Origin of the sequence: Pseudomonas sp. AN-B15, assembly GCF_019056475.1 — a bacterium.
In the GTDB taxonomy this organism is placed as follows: Bacteria; Pseudomonadota; Gammaproteobacteria; order Pseudomonadales; family Pseudomonadaceae; genus Aquipseudomonas; species Aquipseudomonas parakoreensis.
Genome location: NZ_CP049737.1, coordinates 3,463,792 through 3,479,539, shown reverse-complemented (window position 1 = coordinate 3,479,539; position 15,748 = coordinate 3,463,792). Strand labels below are relative to the sequence as shown.

General features: G+C 61.0%; 14 protein-coding genes. 6 read left to right on the top strand and 8 right to left on the bottom strand.

Annotated elements, in window-relative coordinates:
- From GTQ41_RS15395 to gloB, 6 genes are all read right to left on the bottom strand, one after another.
- Positions 1 to 1,020: an ABC transporter permease gene (locus GTQ41_RS15395; protein ID WP_047293700.1), complete on the bottom strand. Its 1,020-nt coding sequence runs from the start codon at positions 1,018 to 1,020 to the stop codon at positions 1 to 3.
- 1 nt (position 1,021) lies between these two features.
- Positions 1,022 to 2,095, bottom strand: coding sequence for a microcin C ABC transporter permease YejB (locus GTQ41_RS15390; protein WP_025109088.1), 1,074 nt, complete (start codon positions 2,093 to 2,095; stop codon positions 1,022 to 1,024).
- 4 nt (positions 2,096 to 2,099) lie between these two features.
- A complete protein-coding gene (locus GTQ41_RS15385) occupies positions 2,100 to 3,941 on the bottom strand; it encodes an extracellular solute-binding protein (protein ID WP_047293703.1) in 1,842 nt (613 codons plus the stop codon).
- Positions 3,938 to 5,770, bottom strand: a complete 1,833-nt coding sequence (locus GTQ41_RS15380; RefSeq protein WP_047293704.1) for an extracellular solute-binding protein — start codon at positions 5,768 to 5,770, stop codon at positions 3,938 to 3,940. Before GTQ41_RS15380 ends, GTQ41_RS15385 begins: the two co-directional genes overlap by 4 nt.
- A 175-nt stretch (positions 5,771 to 5,945) precedes the next feature.
- A complete protein-coding gene (locus GTQ41_RS15375) occupies positions 5,946 to 7,412 on the bottom strand; it encodes a LysM peptidoglycan-binding domain-containing protein (RefSeq protein ID WP_041067277.1) in 1,467 nt (488 codons plus the stop codon).
- A 99-nt stretch (positions 7,413 to 7,511) separates the two neighbouring features.
- A complete protein-coding gene (gene gloB, locus GTQ41_RS15370; protein ID WP_047293825.1) occupies positions 7,512 to 8,279 on the bottom strand; it encodes a hydroxyacylglutathione hydrolase in 768 nt (255 codons plus the stop codon).
- Positions 8,280 to 8,345: 66 nt separating this feature from the next.
- Between gloB and GTQ41_RS15365 the strand changes: the two genes are divergently transcribed.
- The 5 genes from GTQ41_RS15365 to GTQ41_RS15345 all read left to right on the top strand — a co-directional run bounded on the left by GTQ41_RS15365 (position 8,346) and on the right by GTQ41_RS15345 (position 13,717).
- Positions 8,346 to 9,104: a methyltransferase domain-containing protein gene (locus GTQ41_RS15365; RefSeq protein ID WP_047293705.1), complete on the top strand. Its 759-nt coding sequence runs from the start codon at positions 8,346 to 8,348 to the stop codon at positions 9,102 to 9,104.
- A gap of 91 nt (positions 9,105 to 9,195) precedes the next feature.
- Positions 9,196 to 9,657, top strand: coding sequence for a ribonuclease HI (rnhA, locus tag GTQ41_RS15360; RefSeq protein WP_003224162.1), 462 nt, complete (start codon positions 9,196 to 9,198; stop codon positions 9,655 to 9,657).
- 227 nt (positions 9,658 to 9,884) lie between these two features.
- The gene (dnaQ, locus tag GTQ41_RS15355) at positions 9,885 to 10,643 is read left to right on the top strand and encodes a DNA polymerase III subunit epsilon (RefSeq protein WP_047293706.1); all 759 of its coding nucleotides are present in this window, start codon (positions 9,885 to 9,887) and stop codon (positions 10,641 to 10,643) included.
- 189 nt (positions 10,644 to 10,832) lie between these two features.
- A complete protein-coding gene (locus GTQ41_RS15350) occupies positions 10,833 to 13,088 on the top strand; it encodes an Orn/Lys/Arg decarboxylase N-terminal domain-containing protein (RefSeq protein WP_047293707.1) in 2,256 nt (751 codons plus the stop codon).
- Positions 13,089 to 13,102: 14 nt separating this feature from the next.
- Complete coding sequence (locus GTQ41_RS15345) at positions 13,103 to 13,717, top strand: GNAT family N-acetyltransferase (protein WP_047293708.1); 615 nt, start codon at positions 13,103 to 13,105, stop codon at positions 13,715 to 13,717.
- On the opposite strand, the gene GTQ41_RS15340 is transcribed toward GTQ41_RS15345, so the two are convergent.
- Positions 13,683 to 14,576, bottom strand: coding sequence for a LysR substrate-binding domain-containing protein (locus tag GTQ41_RS15340; RefSeq protein ID WP_047293711.1), 894 nt, complete (start codon positions 14,574 to 14,576; stop codon positions 13,683 to 13,685). The genes GTQ41_RS15345 and GTQ41_RS15340 overlap by 35 nt on opposite strands.
- 85 nt (positions 14,577 to 14,661) lie before the next feature.
- On the bottom strand, positions 14,662 to 14,898 hold the full coding sequence (locus GTQ41_RS15335) for a hypothetical protein (RefSeq protein ID WP_041067263.1): 237 nt from the start codon (positions 14,896 to 14,898) through the stop codon (positions 14,662 to 14,664).
- Between the two features lie 183 nt (positions 14,899 to 15,081).
- Between GTQ41_RS15335 and GTQ41_RS15330 the strand changes: the two genes are divergently transcribed.
- A complete protein-coding gene (locus GTQ41_RS15330) occupies positions 15,082 to 15,639 on the top strand; it encodes an NADPH-dependent FMN reductase (protein ID WP_047293713.1) in 558 nt (185 codons plus the stop codon).
- Positions 15,640 to 15,748: the final 109 nt, after the last annotated feature.

Here is a 15,748-nt window from a genome sequence, read left to right as displayed (position 1 = left end):
TCACTTCCTCGGGTCGAAGGCATCGCGAGCGGACTCGCCGATAAACACCAGCAAACTCAACATCAGCGCCAGCACCGCAAACGCGCTGATGCCCAGCCACGGCGCCTGCAGGTTGGATTTGCCCTGAGCCACCAGTTCACCCAGCGACGGGCTGCCGGCCGGCAAGCCGAAGCCGAGGAAATCCAGCGCGGTCAGGGTGCCGATGGCACCGGTGAGGATGAACGGCATGAATGTCATGGTCGAGACCATCGCGTTGGGCAGAATGTGGCGGAACATGATCGCGCCGTTCTGCATGCCCAGCGCCCGCGCCGCACGCACGTATTCGAGGTTGCGCCCACGCAGGAACTCGGCGCGCACCACGTCGACCAGGCTCATCCACGAAAACAGCAGCATGATCCCCAGCAGCCACCAGAAATTCGGCTGGACGAAACTGGCGAGGATGATCAGCAGGTACAGCACCGGCAGCCCCGACCAGATTTCCAGAAAGCGCTGCCCGGCCAGATCGACCCAGCCGCCATAAAAACCCTGCAACGCGCCGGCAATCACGCCGATGATCGAGCTGAGCACGGTCAGGGTCAGGGCGAACAGCACCGAGATGCGGAAGCCGTAAATCACCCGCGCCAGCACATCGCGGCCCTGATCGTCGGTGCCCAGCAGGTTGTCCGCCGAGGGCGGGGCCGGGGCCGGGACTTTCAGGTCGTAGTTGATGCTCTGGTAGCTGTAGGGAATCGGCGCCCACAACACCCACGCGTCCTTGGCCTTGAGCAGTTCGCGGATATACGGGCTCTTGTAGTTGGCTTCCAGCGGGAATTCGCCGCCGAAGGTGGTTTCCGGGTAGCGCTTGATCGCCGGGAAGTACCAGTGGTTGTCGTAATGCACCAGCAGCGGCTTGTCGTTGGCGATCAGCTCGGCGCCGAGGCTCAGGCCGAACAGAATCAGAAACAGCCACAGCGACCACCAGCCACGCTTGTTGGCTTTGAACAGTTCGAACCGGCGGCGGTTGAGCGGGGACAGGTTCATCTCAATGCTCCCGGCTGGCGAAGTCGATGCGCGGATCGACCAGGGTGTAGGTGAGGTCGCCGATCAGTTTCACCACCAGCCCCAGCAGGGTGAAGATGAACAGGGTGCCGAACACCACCGGGTAATCGCGGTTGATCGCCGCTTCGAAACTCATCAGGCCCAGGCCGTCGAGGGAGAAGATCACCTCCACCAGCAACGAGCCGGTGAAGAAGATGCCGATGAACGCCGACGGAAACCCGGCAATCACCAGCAGCATGGCGTTGCGGAACACGTGGCCGTAGAGCACGCGGTTGCGCGTCAGGCCCTTGGCCTTGGCGGTGACCACGTACTGCTTGTTGATCTCGTCGAGGAAGCTGTTTTTGGTCAGCAGGGTCATGGTCGCGAAGTTGCCGATCACCAGCGCCGTCACCGGCAGCGCCAGGTGCCAGAAGTAGTCGAGAACCTTGCCGCCCAGGCTCAGCTCATCGAAGTTGTTCGAAGTCAGGCCGCGCAACGGGAACCAGTCCAGATAACTGCCGCCGGCAAACACCACGATCAGCAGAATCGCGAACAGGAATGCCGGGATCGCGTAGCCGATGATGATCGCCGAACTGGTCCACACGTCGAAGTGGCTGCCGTGCCGCGTGGCCTTGGCGATCCCCAGCGGGATCGACACCAGGTACATGATCAGCGTGCTCCACAGCCCGAGCGAGATCGATACCGGCATCTTCTCCTTGATCAGGTCGATGACCTTGGCGTCGCGGAAGAAGCTGTCGCCGAAATCCAGCTTCGCGTAGTTCTTGACCATGATCCACAAGCGTTCCGGGGCCGACTTGTCGAAGCCGTACATGTGCTCGATTTCCTTGATCAGCGCCGGGTCCAGGCCTTGCGCGCCGCGATAGGCGGAGCCGGCCACCGAGACTTCGGCGCCGCCACCGGCGATGCGACTGGTGGCGCCTTCGAAGCCTTCAAGCTTGGCGATCATCTGCTCCACCGGGCCGCCTGGCGCGGCCTGGATGATGACGAAGTTGATCAGCAGGATGCCGAACAGGGTCGGGATGATCAGCAGCAGTCGCCGAAAAATATACGCCAGCATCTGATTACTCCGTGCCCACAGGGTCGGCTTGCAGTTTGGTTTCGACTTCTATGGCGGGTTTCGCGTCAGGCTTGACCCACCAGGTGTTAATCCCGATGTCGTATTTGGGCGAGACTTTCGGGTGACCGATGTGGTTCCAGTAAGCCACGCGCCAGGTCTTGATGTGCCAGTTGGGGACTACGTAGTAACCCCATTGCAGCACCCGATCCAGCGCCCGGGCATGGGCCACCAGGCTGCTGCGTGAATCGGCGTTGATCAGGCTTTCCACCAGTTGATCGACGATCGGATCCTTCAGGCCCATGGTGTTGCGGCTGCTCGGTTTATCGGCGGCCGCGCTCATCCAGAATTCGCGCTGCTCGTTGCCCGGCGAATTGGATTGCGGGAAGCTGCCGACCATCATGTCGAAGTCCCGTGAGCGCACGCGGTTGATGTATTGCGAAACGTCGACGCGGCGGATCACCAGATCGATGCCGAGGTCGGCCAGATTGCGTTTAAACGGCAGCAGTACGCGTTCGAATTCGGTCTGCGCGAGGAGGAACTCGATGACCACCGGTTTGCCGCTGGCGTCGACCATTTTGTCGTCGACAATCTTCCAGCCAGCCTCTTGCAGCAGTTGATAGGCTTCGCGCTGCTGGGCGCGGATCATGCCGCTGGCGTCGGTCTTGGGGTTCTCGAAGGCTTCGCTGAACACCTGCGCCGGGAGTTTGCTGCGAAACGGTTCGAGGATCGCCCGCTGCTCGGCGTCCGGCAGGCCGGTGGCGGCCATTTCCGAGTTCTCGAAATAGCTGCGGGTGCGGAAGTAGGCACCGTTGAACAGTTGTTTGTTGGTCCACTCGAAATCGAACAGCAGACCGAGCGCCTGCCGCACCCGCACATCCTGAAACACCGGACGGCGCAAATTGAAAACGAAGCCCTGCATGCCGGTCGGGTTGCTGTTGGCGATCTGTTCCTTGATCAGCCGGCCTTCGGTGACCGCCGGAATGTTGTAGGCGTTGGCCCAGTTCTTCGCGGTCATTTCCAGCCAGTAATCGAACTGCCCGGCCTTCAGCGCTTCGACGGCGACGGTGTTGTCGCGGTAGTAATCGGTGGTCATCACGTCGAAGTTGTAGAACCCGCGATTGACCGGCAAATCCTTGCCCCAATAGTCCTTGACCCGCTCATAGCGCACCGAGCGCCCGGCCTTCACTTCGGCGACCTTGTACGGGCCGCTGCCCAGCGGGATTTCCAGATTGCCCTTGGTGAAATCGCGATTGGCCCACCAGTGTTTCGGCAGCACCGGCAACTGGCCGAGGATCAGCGGCAACTCGCGATTGTTGGTGTGCTTGAACTTGAACAGCACCTTGAGCGGGTCTTCGGCGATGGCCTCTTCGACATCGCTGTAGTAGCCGCGAAACAGCGGCGAACCGTCTTTGGTCAGGGTCTGGAAACTGAATACCACGTCTTCGGCGCGCACCGGATGGCCGTCATGAAAGCGCGCTTCCGGACGCAGGTAGAAACGCACCCAGCTGTTGTCCGGGGCTTTCTCGATCTTCGCAGCGATCAGGCCGTACTCGGTGAACGGCTCGTCGAGGCTGTGCTTGGTCAGGGTGTCGTAGATCTGCCCGACGTCATCGGCCGGCACGCCTTTGCTGATGAACGGGTTGAGGCTGTCGAAGCCGCCGAATCCGGCCTGGCGGAAGATCCCGCCCTTGGGTGCATCGGGGTTCACGTAATCGAACTGTTTGAAGTCCGCCGGGTATTTCGGCGGTTCGTTGTACAGGGTCACCGCGTGTTGCGGGGCGGCAATCGCCAGCCCGGCGAACAGCAGACCGCTGGCCTGCAGGAGCAGGGCACGGATGAGGGTCATTTATTGTTCTCCGAAGATTTCAGCCACCACGCGCTCAGGCCCAGGGTGTAGGGCGGCGTGGTGACGAAAGCCAACCGGTTGCGGTAGGCCAGTCGGTGATAATTGAGGTACCAGTTGGGAATGCTGTAGTGCTGCCACAGCAGCACGCGGTCCAGCGCCTTGCCGGCGGCGACCTGTTCGTCGCGGGTTTGCGCGGCGAGCAATTGTTCGAGCAGGTGATCGACCACGGGGTTGGCGATGCCGGCGTAATTCTTGCTGCCCTTGACCCCGACCTGACTGGAATGGAAGTACTGCCACTGCTCCAGGCCCGGGCTGAGGGTCTGGTTGAGGGTCATCAGGATCATGTCGAAATCGAATTGATCCAGACGCTGTTTGTACTGGGCGCGATCCACCGTGCGCAGGCGCGCGTCGATGCCGATGCTGTTGAGGTTTTCGATGTACGGCTGCAGGATCCGCTCAAGGTTCGGATTGACCAGCAACAGTTCGAAGCTCAGCGGCTGCCCGGCAACGTTTTGCAGGCGCTGGCCGTTGAGCTTCCAGCCGGCCTCGGCGAGCAGGGTCAGGGCCTTGCGCATGGTTTCTCGCGGGATGCCACGGCCATCGGTTTGCGGCAAGGTGAACGGCTCGGTGAACAGCTTCGCCGGTAACTGATCTTTATACGGCTTGAGCATCAGCCATTCGTGCCCGACCGGCAGGCCGCTGGCGCTGAATTCGCTGTTGGGGTAGTAACTGGTGGTGCGTTTGTAGGCGTCGCTGAACAGCGCGCGGTTGGTCCACTCGAAGTCGAACATCAGGCCCAGCGCTTCGCGCACCTTGACGTCGCTGAAGGTCGCGCGTCGGGTGTTCATGAACAGGCCCTGGCTCTGAGTCGGGATCTGATGCGCGATCTGCGCCTTGATCACGTCGCCACGGCGCACCGCCGGGAAGTTGTAGCCATTGGCCCAGTTCTTCGCCTGATGCTCGATGTAGATATCGAATTCACCGGCCTTGAACGCTTCGAAGGCCACGTCGCTGTCGCGGTAGAACTCGACTTCCATGCGATCAAAATTGTACTTGCCGCGATTGACCGGCAGGTCCTTGCCCCAGTAATCCTTGACCCGCTCGAAAATCAGCTGCCGCCCCGGCGTCACCGAGGTGATGCGATAGGGGCCGCTGCCCAGCGGTGGTTCGAAGGTGGTGGCCTTGAAGTCGCGATCTTTCCAGTAATGCTGTGGCAGCACCGGCAGCTCACCGAGGCGCAGAATCAATAACGGATTGCCCGAGCGTTTCATCACGAAACGAATGCGCTGCGGGTTGAGGATGTCGACCCGTGAGACTTCCTGCAGGGCAGTGCGGTACAGCGGGTGGCCGTCCTTGAGCAGTGTTCGGTAGGAGAACGCCACGTCGTAGGCGGTGATCGGTGTGCCATCGTGGAAACGTGCTTCCGGGCGCAGATTGAACACCACCCAGCTGCGATCTTCGCTGTATTCCACCGATTGCGCGATCAGGCCATAGCTCGATGCCGGCTCGTCGCCGGACGGCGAATACTGGCCGGTGCCGACCATCAGCGGCTCGTTCAGCTCATTGATGCCGTACTGCAGGAAATTCGGCGTGGTGACCGGGCTGGTGCCCTTGAAGGTGTACGGGTTGACCGTATCGAAGGTGCCGAACGCCATCACCCGCAACGTACCGCCCTTGGGCGATTGCGGGTTGACCCAGTCGAAGTGGGTAAATCTGGCCGGGTACTTGAGCGTGCCGAACTGCGCATAACCGTGACTCTCGGTAATCGTCGCGCTTGCGGGTGAGCTCAAGGCCAGGCTGATCAGGAGCAGGAGGAGGGGACGCTTCAAGTCAGATCCGATCCAGGCGGCTTGGGCTTTTGTGGCCGTACAGTAACAGCTTGTCTGGACAGGAAAAAGATGCGGGTTAATGCTGTGTTAATGCAAAAAAAAGATCGCAGCCTTCGGCAGCTCCTACAGAGATCAATGTAGGAGCTGCCGAAGGCTGCGATCTTTTGATTTCAACTCAATGCGGCTGGTAAACCGTGAGCATCTGCCCAGGCTTGAGGGCCTTGCCGGCGCCCGGGTTCCAGCGCTTGAGATGCTGCATCTCGACGTTGAAACGCTTGGCCACCACGTACAGGGTGTCGCCACGCTTGACCTTGTACTGAGTCTGCTGCTGGTTGTCGGCCTTGCCTTTGGTCTTGCTGTTGGCTGCAATCACCGTGTTGATCCGGCCACTGTTACGAGCCGGGGCGCGCTTGGTGGTGTCCTGCATCACCAGGGTCTGGCCGACCTTGAGGTTTTTGCCGGTCAGCTTGTTCCAGCGCTGCAGGTCCTTGACTTCGACCTTGTTGGCCTTGGCGATGGAACCGAGGTTGTCACCGCGTTTGACCCGATAGGCGCGTTTGAGCTTTGCCACCTCGGTCGGGTCGGCACCGTCGAATACCGGTTTCAACGAACGGGGACTGATCAGTTCTTCAGGCCGCATGGTCTGCAGGCTGGCGGTCAGCAGTTGCGCCTTGGACGTCGGCACCAGCAGATGCTGCGGGCCGTCGATGGTGGTGCGTTGCTTGAAGGCCGGGTTGAGCTGGAACAGTTCGTCTTCGTCGATGTTGGCCACCGCCGCGACCTTCGACAGGTCCATGCGCTGGTTGATTTCGACGACCTGGAAATACGGTTCGTTGGCGATCGGGTTGAGGTTCACCCCGTAGGCTTCCGGGGCCAGCACCACTTGCGACAGGGCCAGCAGTTTCGGCACGTACGCCTGGGTTTCCGCCGGCAACGACGACAGGTTCCAGTAGTCGGTCGGCAGGCCGAGCTTCTCGTTGCGCTCGATGGCGCGGCTCACTGTGCCTTCACCGGCGTTGTAGGCCGCCAGGGCCAGCAGCCAGTCGCCGTTGAACATGTCGTGAAGACGGGTCAGGTAATCCATCGCTGCGGTGGTCGAGGCGGTGATATCGCGACGGCCGTCATAAAAGCGGGTCTGGCGCAGGTTGTAGTAGCGACCGGTGGACGGAATGAATTGCCACAGCCCCGAGGCGTCGGCGCGCGAGTAGGCCATCGGGTTGTAGGCGCTCTCGATCACTGGCAGCAGGGCCAGTTCCAGCGGCATGTTGCGCTCTTCGAGACGCTCGACGATGTAATGAATGTAGAGACTGCCGCGTTCGCCGGCATTCTCGAGGAAAGAAGGGTTGCTGGCGAACCACAGGCGCTGTTGCTCGATGCGCGGGTTGACGCCCAGGCCGTCCTGCAGCTGGAAACCACCGCGCATGCGCTCCCAGATGTCCTGAGGCACCTGCGGGCTGGGCTTTTCGCTCAGCCAGATCGGTTTCTGCTTGGCTCGCGCAGCAATGTTCGGCGTATGGGTCGCTTCAGTCTGCGGAGCATGGCTGGAACAGCCCGCCAATGTGGCGGACACAGCCACCGCGATGGCTTGGGCCAGGCGGGTCAACGTGTCTGAATTGACGGACTTACGTATGGATGACGACATTGGCTGGAAGTAAGTTCCGGGCAAAAATGTCGGGCGATTCTAGAAAGCGCACCCCCTGCGGTCAACCATTCAGAATTTTTGTACCAGGGGGCGAGTCACTTAGAATTTATCTTTCCACGCCCGCAGAGCCGCAAAAACCTCACTCGGCGCCCGGTTTTGAGCGCCTGCCCGTTCGTCCACTTTTTGTGTAACTAATGTTTCAGAGGTGCGCAGAAACGGATTGGTGAGCTTTTCCAGGGCCAGGGTCGACGGCAGGGTCATCACGCCTTTTTCCCGTTGTTGAGTGACTTTTTCCAGACGGGCGGCAATGTCCGGGTTGCCCGGTTCGACCGCGGCGGCAAACTTCAGGTTGCTCAGGGTGTATTCATGGGTGCAATACACCAGCGTATCCTCGGGTAACGCGGCGAGGCGGCTGAGCGAGTGGTGCATCTGTTGCGGCGTGCCTTCGAACAGGCGCCCGCAACCGGCGGCGAACAGGGTGTCACCGCAAAACAGCAGGCCGTGGTGGTAATAAGCAATGTGGCCGAGGGTGTGACCGGGCACCGCATAGACATCGAAGTCCCAGCCGAGGACGCTGACCGTGTCGTTGTCCTTGAGCGCCACATCGCGCCCCGGGATGTTTTCGCTGGCCGGGCCGTAGACTGTGGCGCCGCTCGCGGCTTTCAGGCGTTCGACGCCGCCGACGTGGTCGTGGTGGTGATGGGTGATCAGAATGTCGCTCAGCACCCAGCCCGGGTGTACGGCGAGCCAGGCCTGCACCGGCGCGGCATCGCCCGGATCGACCACGGCGCAGCGCTGGGTGCGGTGATCCTGTAACAACCAGATGTAGTTGTCGGTGAACGCGGGCAGGGCACTGATCTGTATCATCGTCGGAATTCGCCAAGCGGAAAACATTGGCGCATCTTAGAGCTTCTAGCGGCGTTGGAGAATGACATGACCGATAAAGCGTTCGCTCAGGCCGATCCCGACTGGCTGGCGTTGATCGGCGCGGCCCGTGAATGGCTCGCCGGCCCGCTCGGGCAATTTCTGCTGGATGAAGAACGACGCATGCTCGAAGACGAGTTGGGGCGGTTCTTCGGCGGCTATCTGGTGCATTACGGGCCATCGGCGCAGACCCCGCCGTCGGCGCCACAGGTGCAGCGCAACGTGCGGCTTGGCGCGCCATTGCCGGGGGTCGAGATCGTCTGCGAGGAACAGGCCTGGCCGTTGAGCGAGCACGCCGCCGACGTGGTGGTGTTGCAGCACGGTCTGGATTTCTGCCTGTCGCCCCACGGATTGCTGCGTGAAGCGGCGAGCAGCGTACGCCCCGGCGGGCATCTGCTGATCATCGGCATCAATCCCTGGAGCACCTGGGGCCTGCGCCATGTGTTCGCCCACGACGCCTTGCGCCAGGCGCGCTGCATCTCGCCGTCGCGGGTTGCCGACTGGCTCAACCTGCTGGGCTTTGCGCTGGAGAAACGCCGCTTCGGGTGCTATCGTCCGCCGCTCGCGTCGCCCAAGTGGCAGGCCCGACTGGCCGGCTGGGAACGCAAGGCCGGCGACTGGCAACTGTCGGGCGGTGGCTTCTATTTATTGGTCGCGCGCAAGATCGTGGTTGGCCTGCGACCGTTGCGTCAGGAACGTCGCGAGCCGATGGGCAAGCTGATTCCGCTGCCGATGGCCAAGGTCAACCGCCGTCGGATCGAACCGTAAACCTTCTTTTTATAGTGGCCGGACCTGCTCCGGCCGCGGCCATCGTCGATCCGCGATTGACGGGGCCAGGCATTTATCTGGATAGCGTGGCATGAGCGAAAGCGTCGATAGCGTAGAACTGTTCACCGACGGCGCCTGCAAGGGCAACCCCGGCCCGGGCGGCTGGGGTGCCTTGCTGGTGTGCAAGGGCGTGGAAAAGGAACTGTGGGGCGGCGAAGCCAACACCACCAACAACCGTATGGAACTGCTCGGCGCCATCCGTGGCCTTGAAGCCCTGAAGCGTCCTTGCGAAGTGCTGCTGGTGACCGACTCGCAGTACGTGATGAAAGGCATCAACGAGTGGATGGCCAACTGGAAGAAACGCGGCTGGAAAACGGCCGCGAAAGAGCCGGTGAAAAACGCCGACCTGTGGAAAGAGCTGGATGAGCAGGTCAACCGCCACAAGGTCACCTGGAAGTGGGTGCGCGGGCACATTGGTCATCACGGTAACGAACGGGCTGACCAATTGGCCAACCGTGGGGTAGATGAAGTGCGCGGCTACAAGCAGAGCTGATTGCCAGCAGGCTCACTCCTGCCATCTGGAATGCATTCCCCTGTAGGAGCTGCCGCAGGCTGCGATCTTTTGATTTTGTTTTTTCGAAAGCAAGATCAAAAGATCGCAGCCTGCGGCAGCTCCTACAGGGTTATCGGCGCCGATCAAGCGGTGGTGGGCGACGCGCACCGTGAGCGTGTTAACATCGCCGCTTTTGCACGATTGACCCCGTTGAGAACTGAACACTGATGGCCACCAGATCCGTTGTACTCGATACCGAAACCACCGGCATGCCGGTGACCGATGGTCACCGGATCATTGAAATCGGCTGTGTCGAACTGATCGGTCGGCGCCTGACGGGCCGGCACTTTCACGTTTACCTGCAACCGGACCGCGAGAGTGATGAAGGGGCGATCGGCGTTCACGGCATCACCAACGAATTCCTCGTCGGCAAACCGCGTTTCGCCGAAGTCGCCGACGAGTTCTTCGAGTTCATCAATGGTGCGCAGCTGATCATCCATAACGCGGCGTTCGACGTTGGCTTCATCAACAACGAATTCGCCTTGATGGGCCAGCACGATCGTGCGGACATCACGCAGCACTGCACCATTCTCGACACCCTGATGATGGCGCGGGAACGTCACCCGGGGCAGCGCAACAGCCTCGACGCCTTGTGCAAGCGTTATGGCGTCGACAACTCCGGCCGTGAACTGCACGGCGCTTTGCTCGACTCGGAGATTCTCGCCGACGTCTACCTGACCATGACCGGTGGCCAGACCAGCCTGTCGCTGGCCGGCAACGCTTCCGACGGCAATGGCACGGGCGAGGGCGCGGACAACTCCGCCACCGAAATCCGTCGTCTGCCGGCGAATCGTCAGCCTGCGCGGATCATCCGGGCGACGGAAGACGAGCTGGCGGAGCACCTGGCGCGGCTCGAGATCATCGCCAAGTCGGCCGGTGGCCCGGCGCTGTGGACGCAGATCGCCGAGGCTGACGCTCAGGCCTGAAAGATCAAAAGATCGCAGCCTTCGGCAGCTCCTACATTGGAATGCGATCCCTGTAGGAGCTGCCGAAGGCTGCGATCTTTTGCTTTTGGCTGAATGAAGCCAACTGGCCACCCTCGCCACTTTTGCTGCAACCCTCTACCCTGAGTGCATTGGCAGACATTGATCCGCCGCCTCGGGACACTGAGCCTCATGTACAAAGATTTGAAGTTTCCGGTGTTGATCGTCCACCGCGACATCAAGGCCGACACGGTCGCCGGCGAGCGTATCCGGGGCATCGCCCGGGAGTTGGAGCAGGAAGGTTTCAAGATCGTTTCGGCCATCGACTACACCGAAGGGCGGTTGGTGGCGTCAACCCATCATGGTCTGGCGTGCATGCTCATCGCTGCCGAAGACGCCAGCACCAATTCCCATCTGTTACAAAACATGGCCGAACTGATCGGTCTGGCGCGGGTTCGGGCTCCGGATCTGCCGATCTTTGCCCTCGGCGAACAGGTCACCCTGGAAAACGCCCCCGCCGATGCGATGGCCGAACTCAATCAGTTGCGCGGCATTCTCTATCTGTTCGAAGACACGGTGCCGTTTCTCGCCCGGCAAGTGGCGCGGGCGGCGCGCAAATACCTGGATGGCCTGCTGCCGCCGTTTTTCAAGGCGCTGGTGCAGCACACCGCCGACTCCAACTATTCCTGGCACACCCCCGGGCATGGCGGTGGCGTGGCCTACCACAAGAGTCCGGTGGGGCAGGCGTTTCACCAGTTCTTTGGCGAAAACACCCTGCGTTCGGATTTGTCGGTGTCGGTGCCGGAACTCGGTTCGCTGCTCGATCACACCGGCCCGTTGGCTGAAGCCGAAGAGCGCGCGGCGCGCAACTTTGGCGCCGATCACACGTTTTTCGTGATCAATGGCACCTCGACTGCCAACAAGATCGTCTGGCACTCGATGGTCGGTCGGGATGATCTGGTACTGGTCGATCGCAACTGCCACAAGTCGGTGCTGCACGCGATCATCATGACCGGCGCGATCCCGTTATACCTGTGCCCGGAGCGCAATGAACTGGGGATCATCGGCCCGATTCCGCTGAGCGAATTCAGTCGCGAATCGATCCAGGCCAAGATCGACGCCAGCCCGCTGACCAAGGGCCGGGCGCCGAAAGTCAAACTGGCGGTGGTGACCAACTCGACTTACGACGGCCTGTGCTACAACGCCGAGCTGATCAAGCAGAGCCTGGGCAGTAGCGTCGAAGTGCTGCATTTCGATGAAGCCTGGTACGCCTATGCGGCGTTTCACGAGTTCTTCGCCGGGCGTTATGGCATGGCCACCTCGCGCACAGAAGACAGCCCACTCGTGTTCACTACACATTCCACGCACAAGCTGCTCGCTGCGTTCAGCCAGGCCTCGATGATTCACGTACAGGACGGTGGTGCGCGGCAACTGGACCGTGATCGTTTCAACGAAGCGTTCATGATGCATATCTCGACCTCGCCGCAATACAGCATCATCGCCTCGCTGGACGTGGCCTCGGCCATGATGGAAGGCCCGGCCGGGCGCTCGCTGTTGCAGGAAACCTTTGATGAGGCGCTGAGTTTCCGTCGCGCGCTCGCCAATCTGCGCCAGCACATTGCGGCGGATGACTGGTGGTTTTCGATCTGGCAGCCGCCCGGCGTCGAAGGCATCGACCGGGTGCAGACCGAAGACTGGCTGCTGCAGCCGGACGCCGACTGGCATGGCTTCGGTGAAGTCAGCGACGACTACGTGCTGCTCGACCCGATCAAGGTGACCCTGGTCATGCCCGGATTGAATGCCGGCGGCGCGCTGAGCGAAAAGGGCATCCCGGCGGCGGTGGTCAGCAAATTCCTCTGGGAGCGCGGATTGGTGGTGGAGAAGACCGGGCTGTATTCGTTCCTGGTGTTGTTCTCGATGGGCATTACCAAAGGCAAGTGGAGCACGCTGCTCACCGAGTTGCTCGAATTCAAACGCAGCTACGACGCCAACGTCAGTCTGGCGAGCTGCCTGCCTTGCGTGGCGCAGCAAGACACCGCGCGCTATCGCGGCATGGGCCTGCGTGACCTGTGCGATCAACTGCACGCCTGTTACCGCAGCAACGCCACGGCCAAGCATCTGAAACGCATGTACACGGTGTTGCCGGAAATCGCCATGAAACCGGCCCACGCCTACGATCAACTGGTGCGCGGCGAGGTCGAGGCGGTGCCGATCGATGAGCTGGAAGGACGGGTCGCGGCGGTGATGCTGGTGCCGTATCCACCAGGGATTCCGTTGATCATGCCCGGCGAGCGCTTCACCGAGGCAACCCGCTCGATCATCGACTACCTGAAATTTGCCCGCACGTTCGATAGCAGCTTTCCCGGTTTTGTCGCTGATGTGCATGGACTGCAACATGAAGATGAAGGCAATGGACGGCAGTACACCGTCGATTGCGTCAAGGAATGAGGACTTTTCCGAGTATGCAACCGGTCATGAATCCAAAATACCCAGGACTGTCGGTGCGCGTTGCCGACGATGGTTTTGCGGCGTACATCTGGGGCAGCGACTTCAGTTTCGAGGTGGCTGCGTATGGCGCGGCAGCCATTGGCCAGCCGGTCGAGCGCTGGGCGGTGACGCCAATCGTGCCGTACCGCAAGTGCTACGGCATCGATCCTGAAGAGTTCAGCAGCTATCGCGACGCCGCCGACAGCGCGATCTTCATGGCTTATCTGGATGACGAACCGGTCGGCCATCTGGTGATCAGCACCAACTGGAACGGTTTTGCCCACATCGATGAATTGGCGGTGCACGCACCGGCACGCCGCCATGGCGTCGCCAAGGCGTTGCTGGATGTCGCGCAGTTCTGGAGTCGCAAGAAGAAGCTGCCGGGGATCATGCTCGAGACGCAGAACAACAACCTCGGTGCCTGTCGTTTGTACGAACGTTGTGGCTACGAGATTGGCGGTATCGACCATTTGCGTTATCGCGGGATAGACCCGAATACCGCCGAAATTGCGCTGTTCTGGTATCGACTGTTCGACAACCCGCTGGAAAACCCGCTCAGCTCGCCAGCATCGCCTCGGCTTGTTCCGTGACGATCGCCAGCAACGTTTGTATTGCAGCCGGCGTGGCGCTGTGTCGGTAGCTCAGGGCATACAGGCTGATCGGCACCGCCGGTGACAACGGGCAGACGTCCAGGCCGCCCGCCCGTGCACCGAGCGCAGTAAACGGGTCGACGATGGCCAGGCCTTCGCCGGCCTCGACCATGCTGCGCATCATCTGATGGGTTTGCACCCGGGTCTGGATGCTCGGCGCCGGGCGCAGGGCCTGGAGTTTGTTCTCCAATGCCGGGCTCAGCGGGTCGTGGCCTTCGAGGCCGACCATCGCCTGGCCGGCGAGATCCTGCAGGGAAATGTACTTCTGCTTTGGTTGCAGCCAGCCGTGCGGCGCGAGCAGTTGCAGCTTGCCGTGGGCCAATGGCTGGCAGTGGATGTCGGGGTGTTCCGGATCGTGCAGGCTCAGGCCCAGATCGCTTTCGCGCAGCAGCAGGCTGCGAACGATGTCGCACGTGGGCGAGCTGAGCAAACGGCAGGGCGCGTCGGGCAAGCGTCGGCGCAACAGCGCGATGCTTTGCGGCAACAGCAGTTGCGCCAGCGGCGGGGTGCCGATGATGCGCAGGGGCGGAGCGAGGTATTGCTTGAGGCTGCTGGCCAGGCGCTGCACCGGCTCCAGCGCCTGATAGACGTGAGCAATTTCCACCTGCAGCGCCCGCGCTTCGGGCGTTGATTGCAATCGACCGCGCACGCTGGCGAACAGCATGAACCCCAACTCGCTCTCGGCTTCGCGCAAACGCTCTTCGACGTCAGTCACCGGGAGCTGCAGCCATTCGGCGGCGGTGCCCAGGTGACCGGTCTGCAAGAGCGCCTGAATCACTTCGATATGACGTAAACGCATGCGTGAAGTCCATGTTCAGCAGGTGGGGTCAGTGGCTGAATCCTACCCCAAGTCTGCGCATATGACTTCTGCTCATAACGCGCGGTTATTGAGCGACGGTTGGCTCGGGTTCGCGGATCAGGGTGATGTCCGACTGAACCAGCAAAAACTCATTGTCACTGAGTTTCTTGACTCGATCGCCAATCGCCAGTTTGTAGGTGGTGACAGGCTCCATGCCGGTGAAACCGTCTGCCGACGGGGTGGATTCCTGGAACTCATGCACGGAATAAACGCGGCCTTCCGCATCTCTTGCATGGAACTGACCGACGAGTACTGCTGCCATCTGCTTAGAACCTCTGGAGATAAAACGCTTGATTTGCGGCTTGGTAGACCGTCATCAAGCCCTGTAAGTTTTCCTGCAGGAAAAAAATAATCAGCGCGGAGGAATTTATTGCGCACGCTGGTGAAACGGTCATCGAATCATCTATAACTACTGGCTCTTCCCACGGACAGTCGAGAGTCTTCCATGAGCAATGTCTACAACGTCGCTGTAGTCGTCGGCAGCCTGCGCAAAGCATCGATCAACCGCAAAGTGGCACTGGCACTGGCCGAGCTGGCACCGGCGAACCTGAAACTGAAGATTGTCGAAATTGGCGATCTGCCGCTTTACAACGAAGACATCGACGGCGATTCACCGCCGGCAGCCTACAGCACTTTCCGCCAGCAGGTGGGCTCTTCCGACGCGGTGCTGTTTGTCACCCCGGAATATAACCGCTCGGTGCCGGCGCCTTTGAAGAATGCGATTGACGTGGGTTCACGGCCTTATGGCAAAAGCGTCTGGAGCGGCAAGCCGGGGGCGGTGATCAGCGTGTCGCCGGGAGCCATTGGCGGTTTTGGTGCCAACCAGCACCTGCGCCAGTCTTTCGTGTTTCTCGATGTGCCGTGCATGCAGCAGCCGGAAGCGTACCTGGGCGGTGCGGGCTCGGCGTTTGACGAGGCGGGCAAATTGAGCGAGTCGGTCAAGCCGTTCCTGCAAAATTTCATCAATGCGTATGGGACATTTGTGGAACAACACAAAAAATAATCGGGTCAGAGCTGCGGCTTGAGAAAATCCTGTGGGAGCGAGCTTGCTCGCGAAAGGGCCATCAGCCACACCTCGTGGTGACTGACAGTCCGCTTTCGCGAGCAGGCTC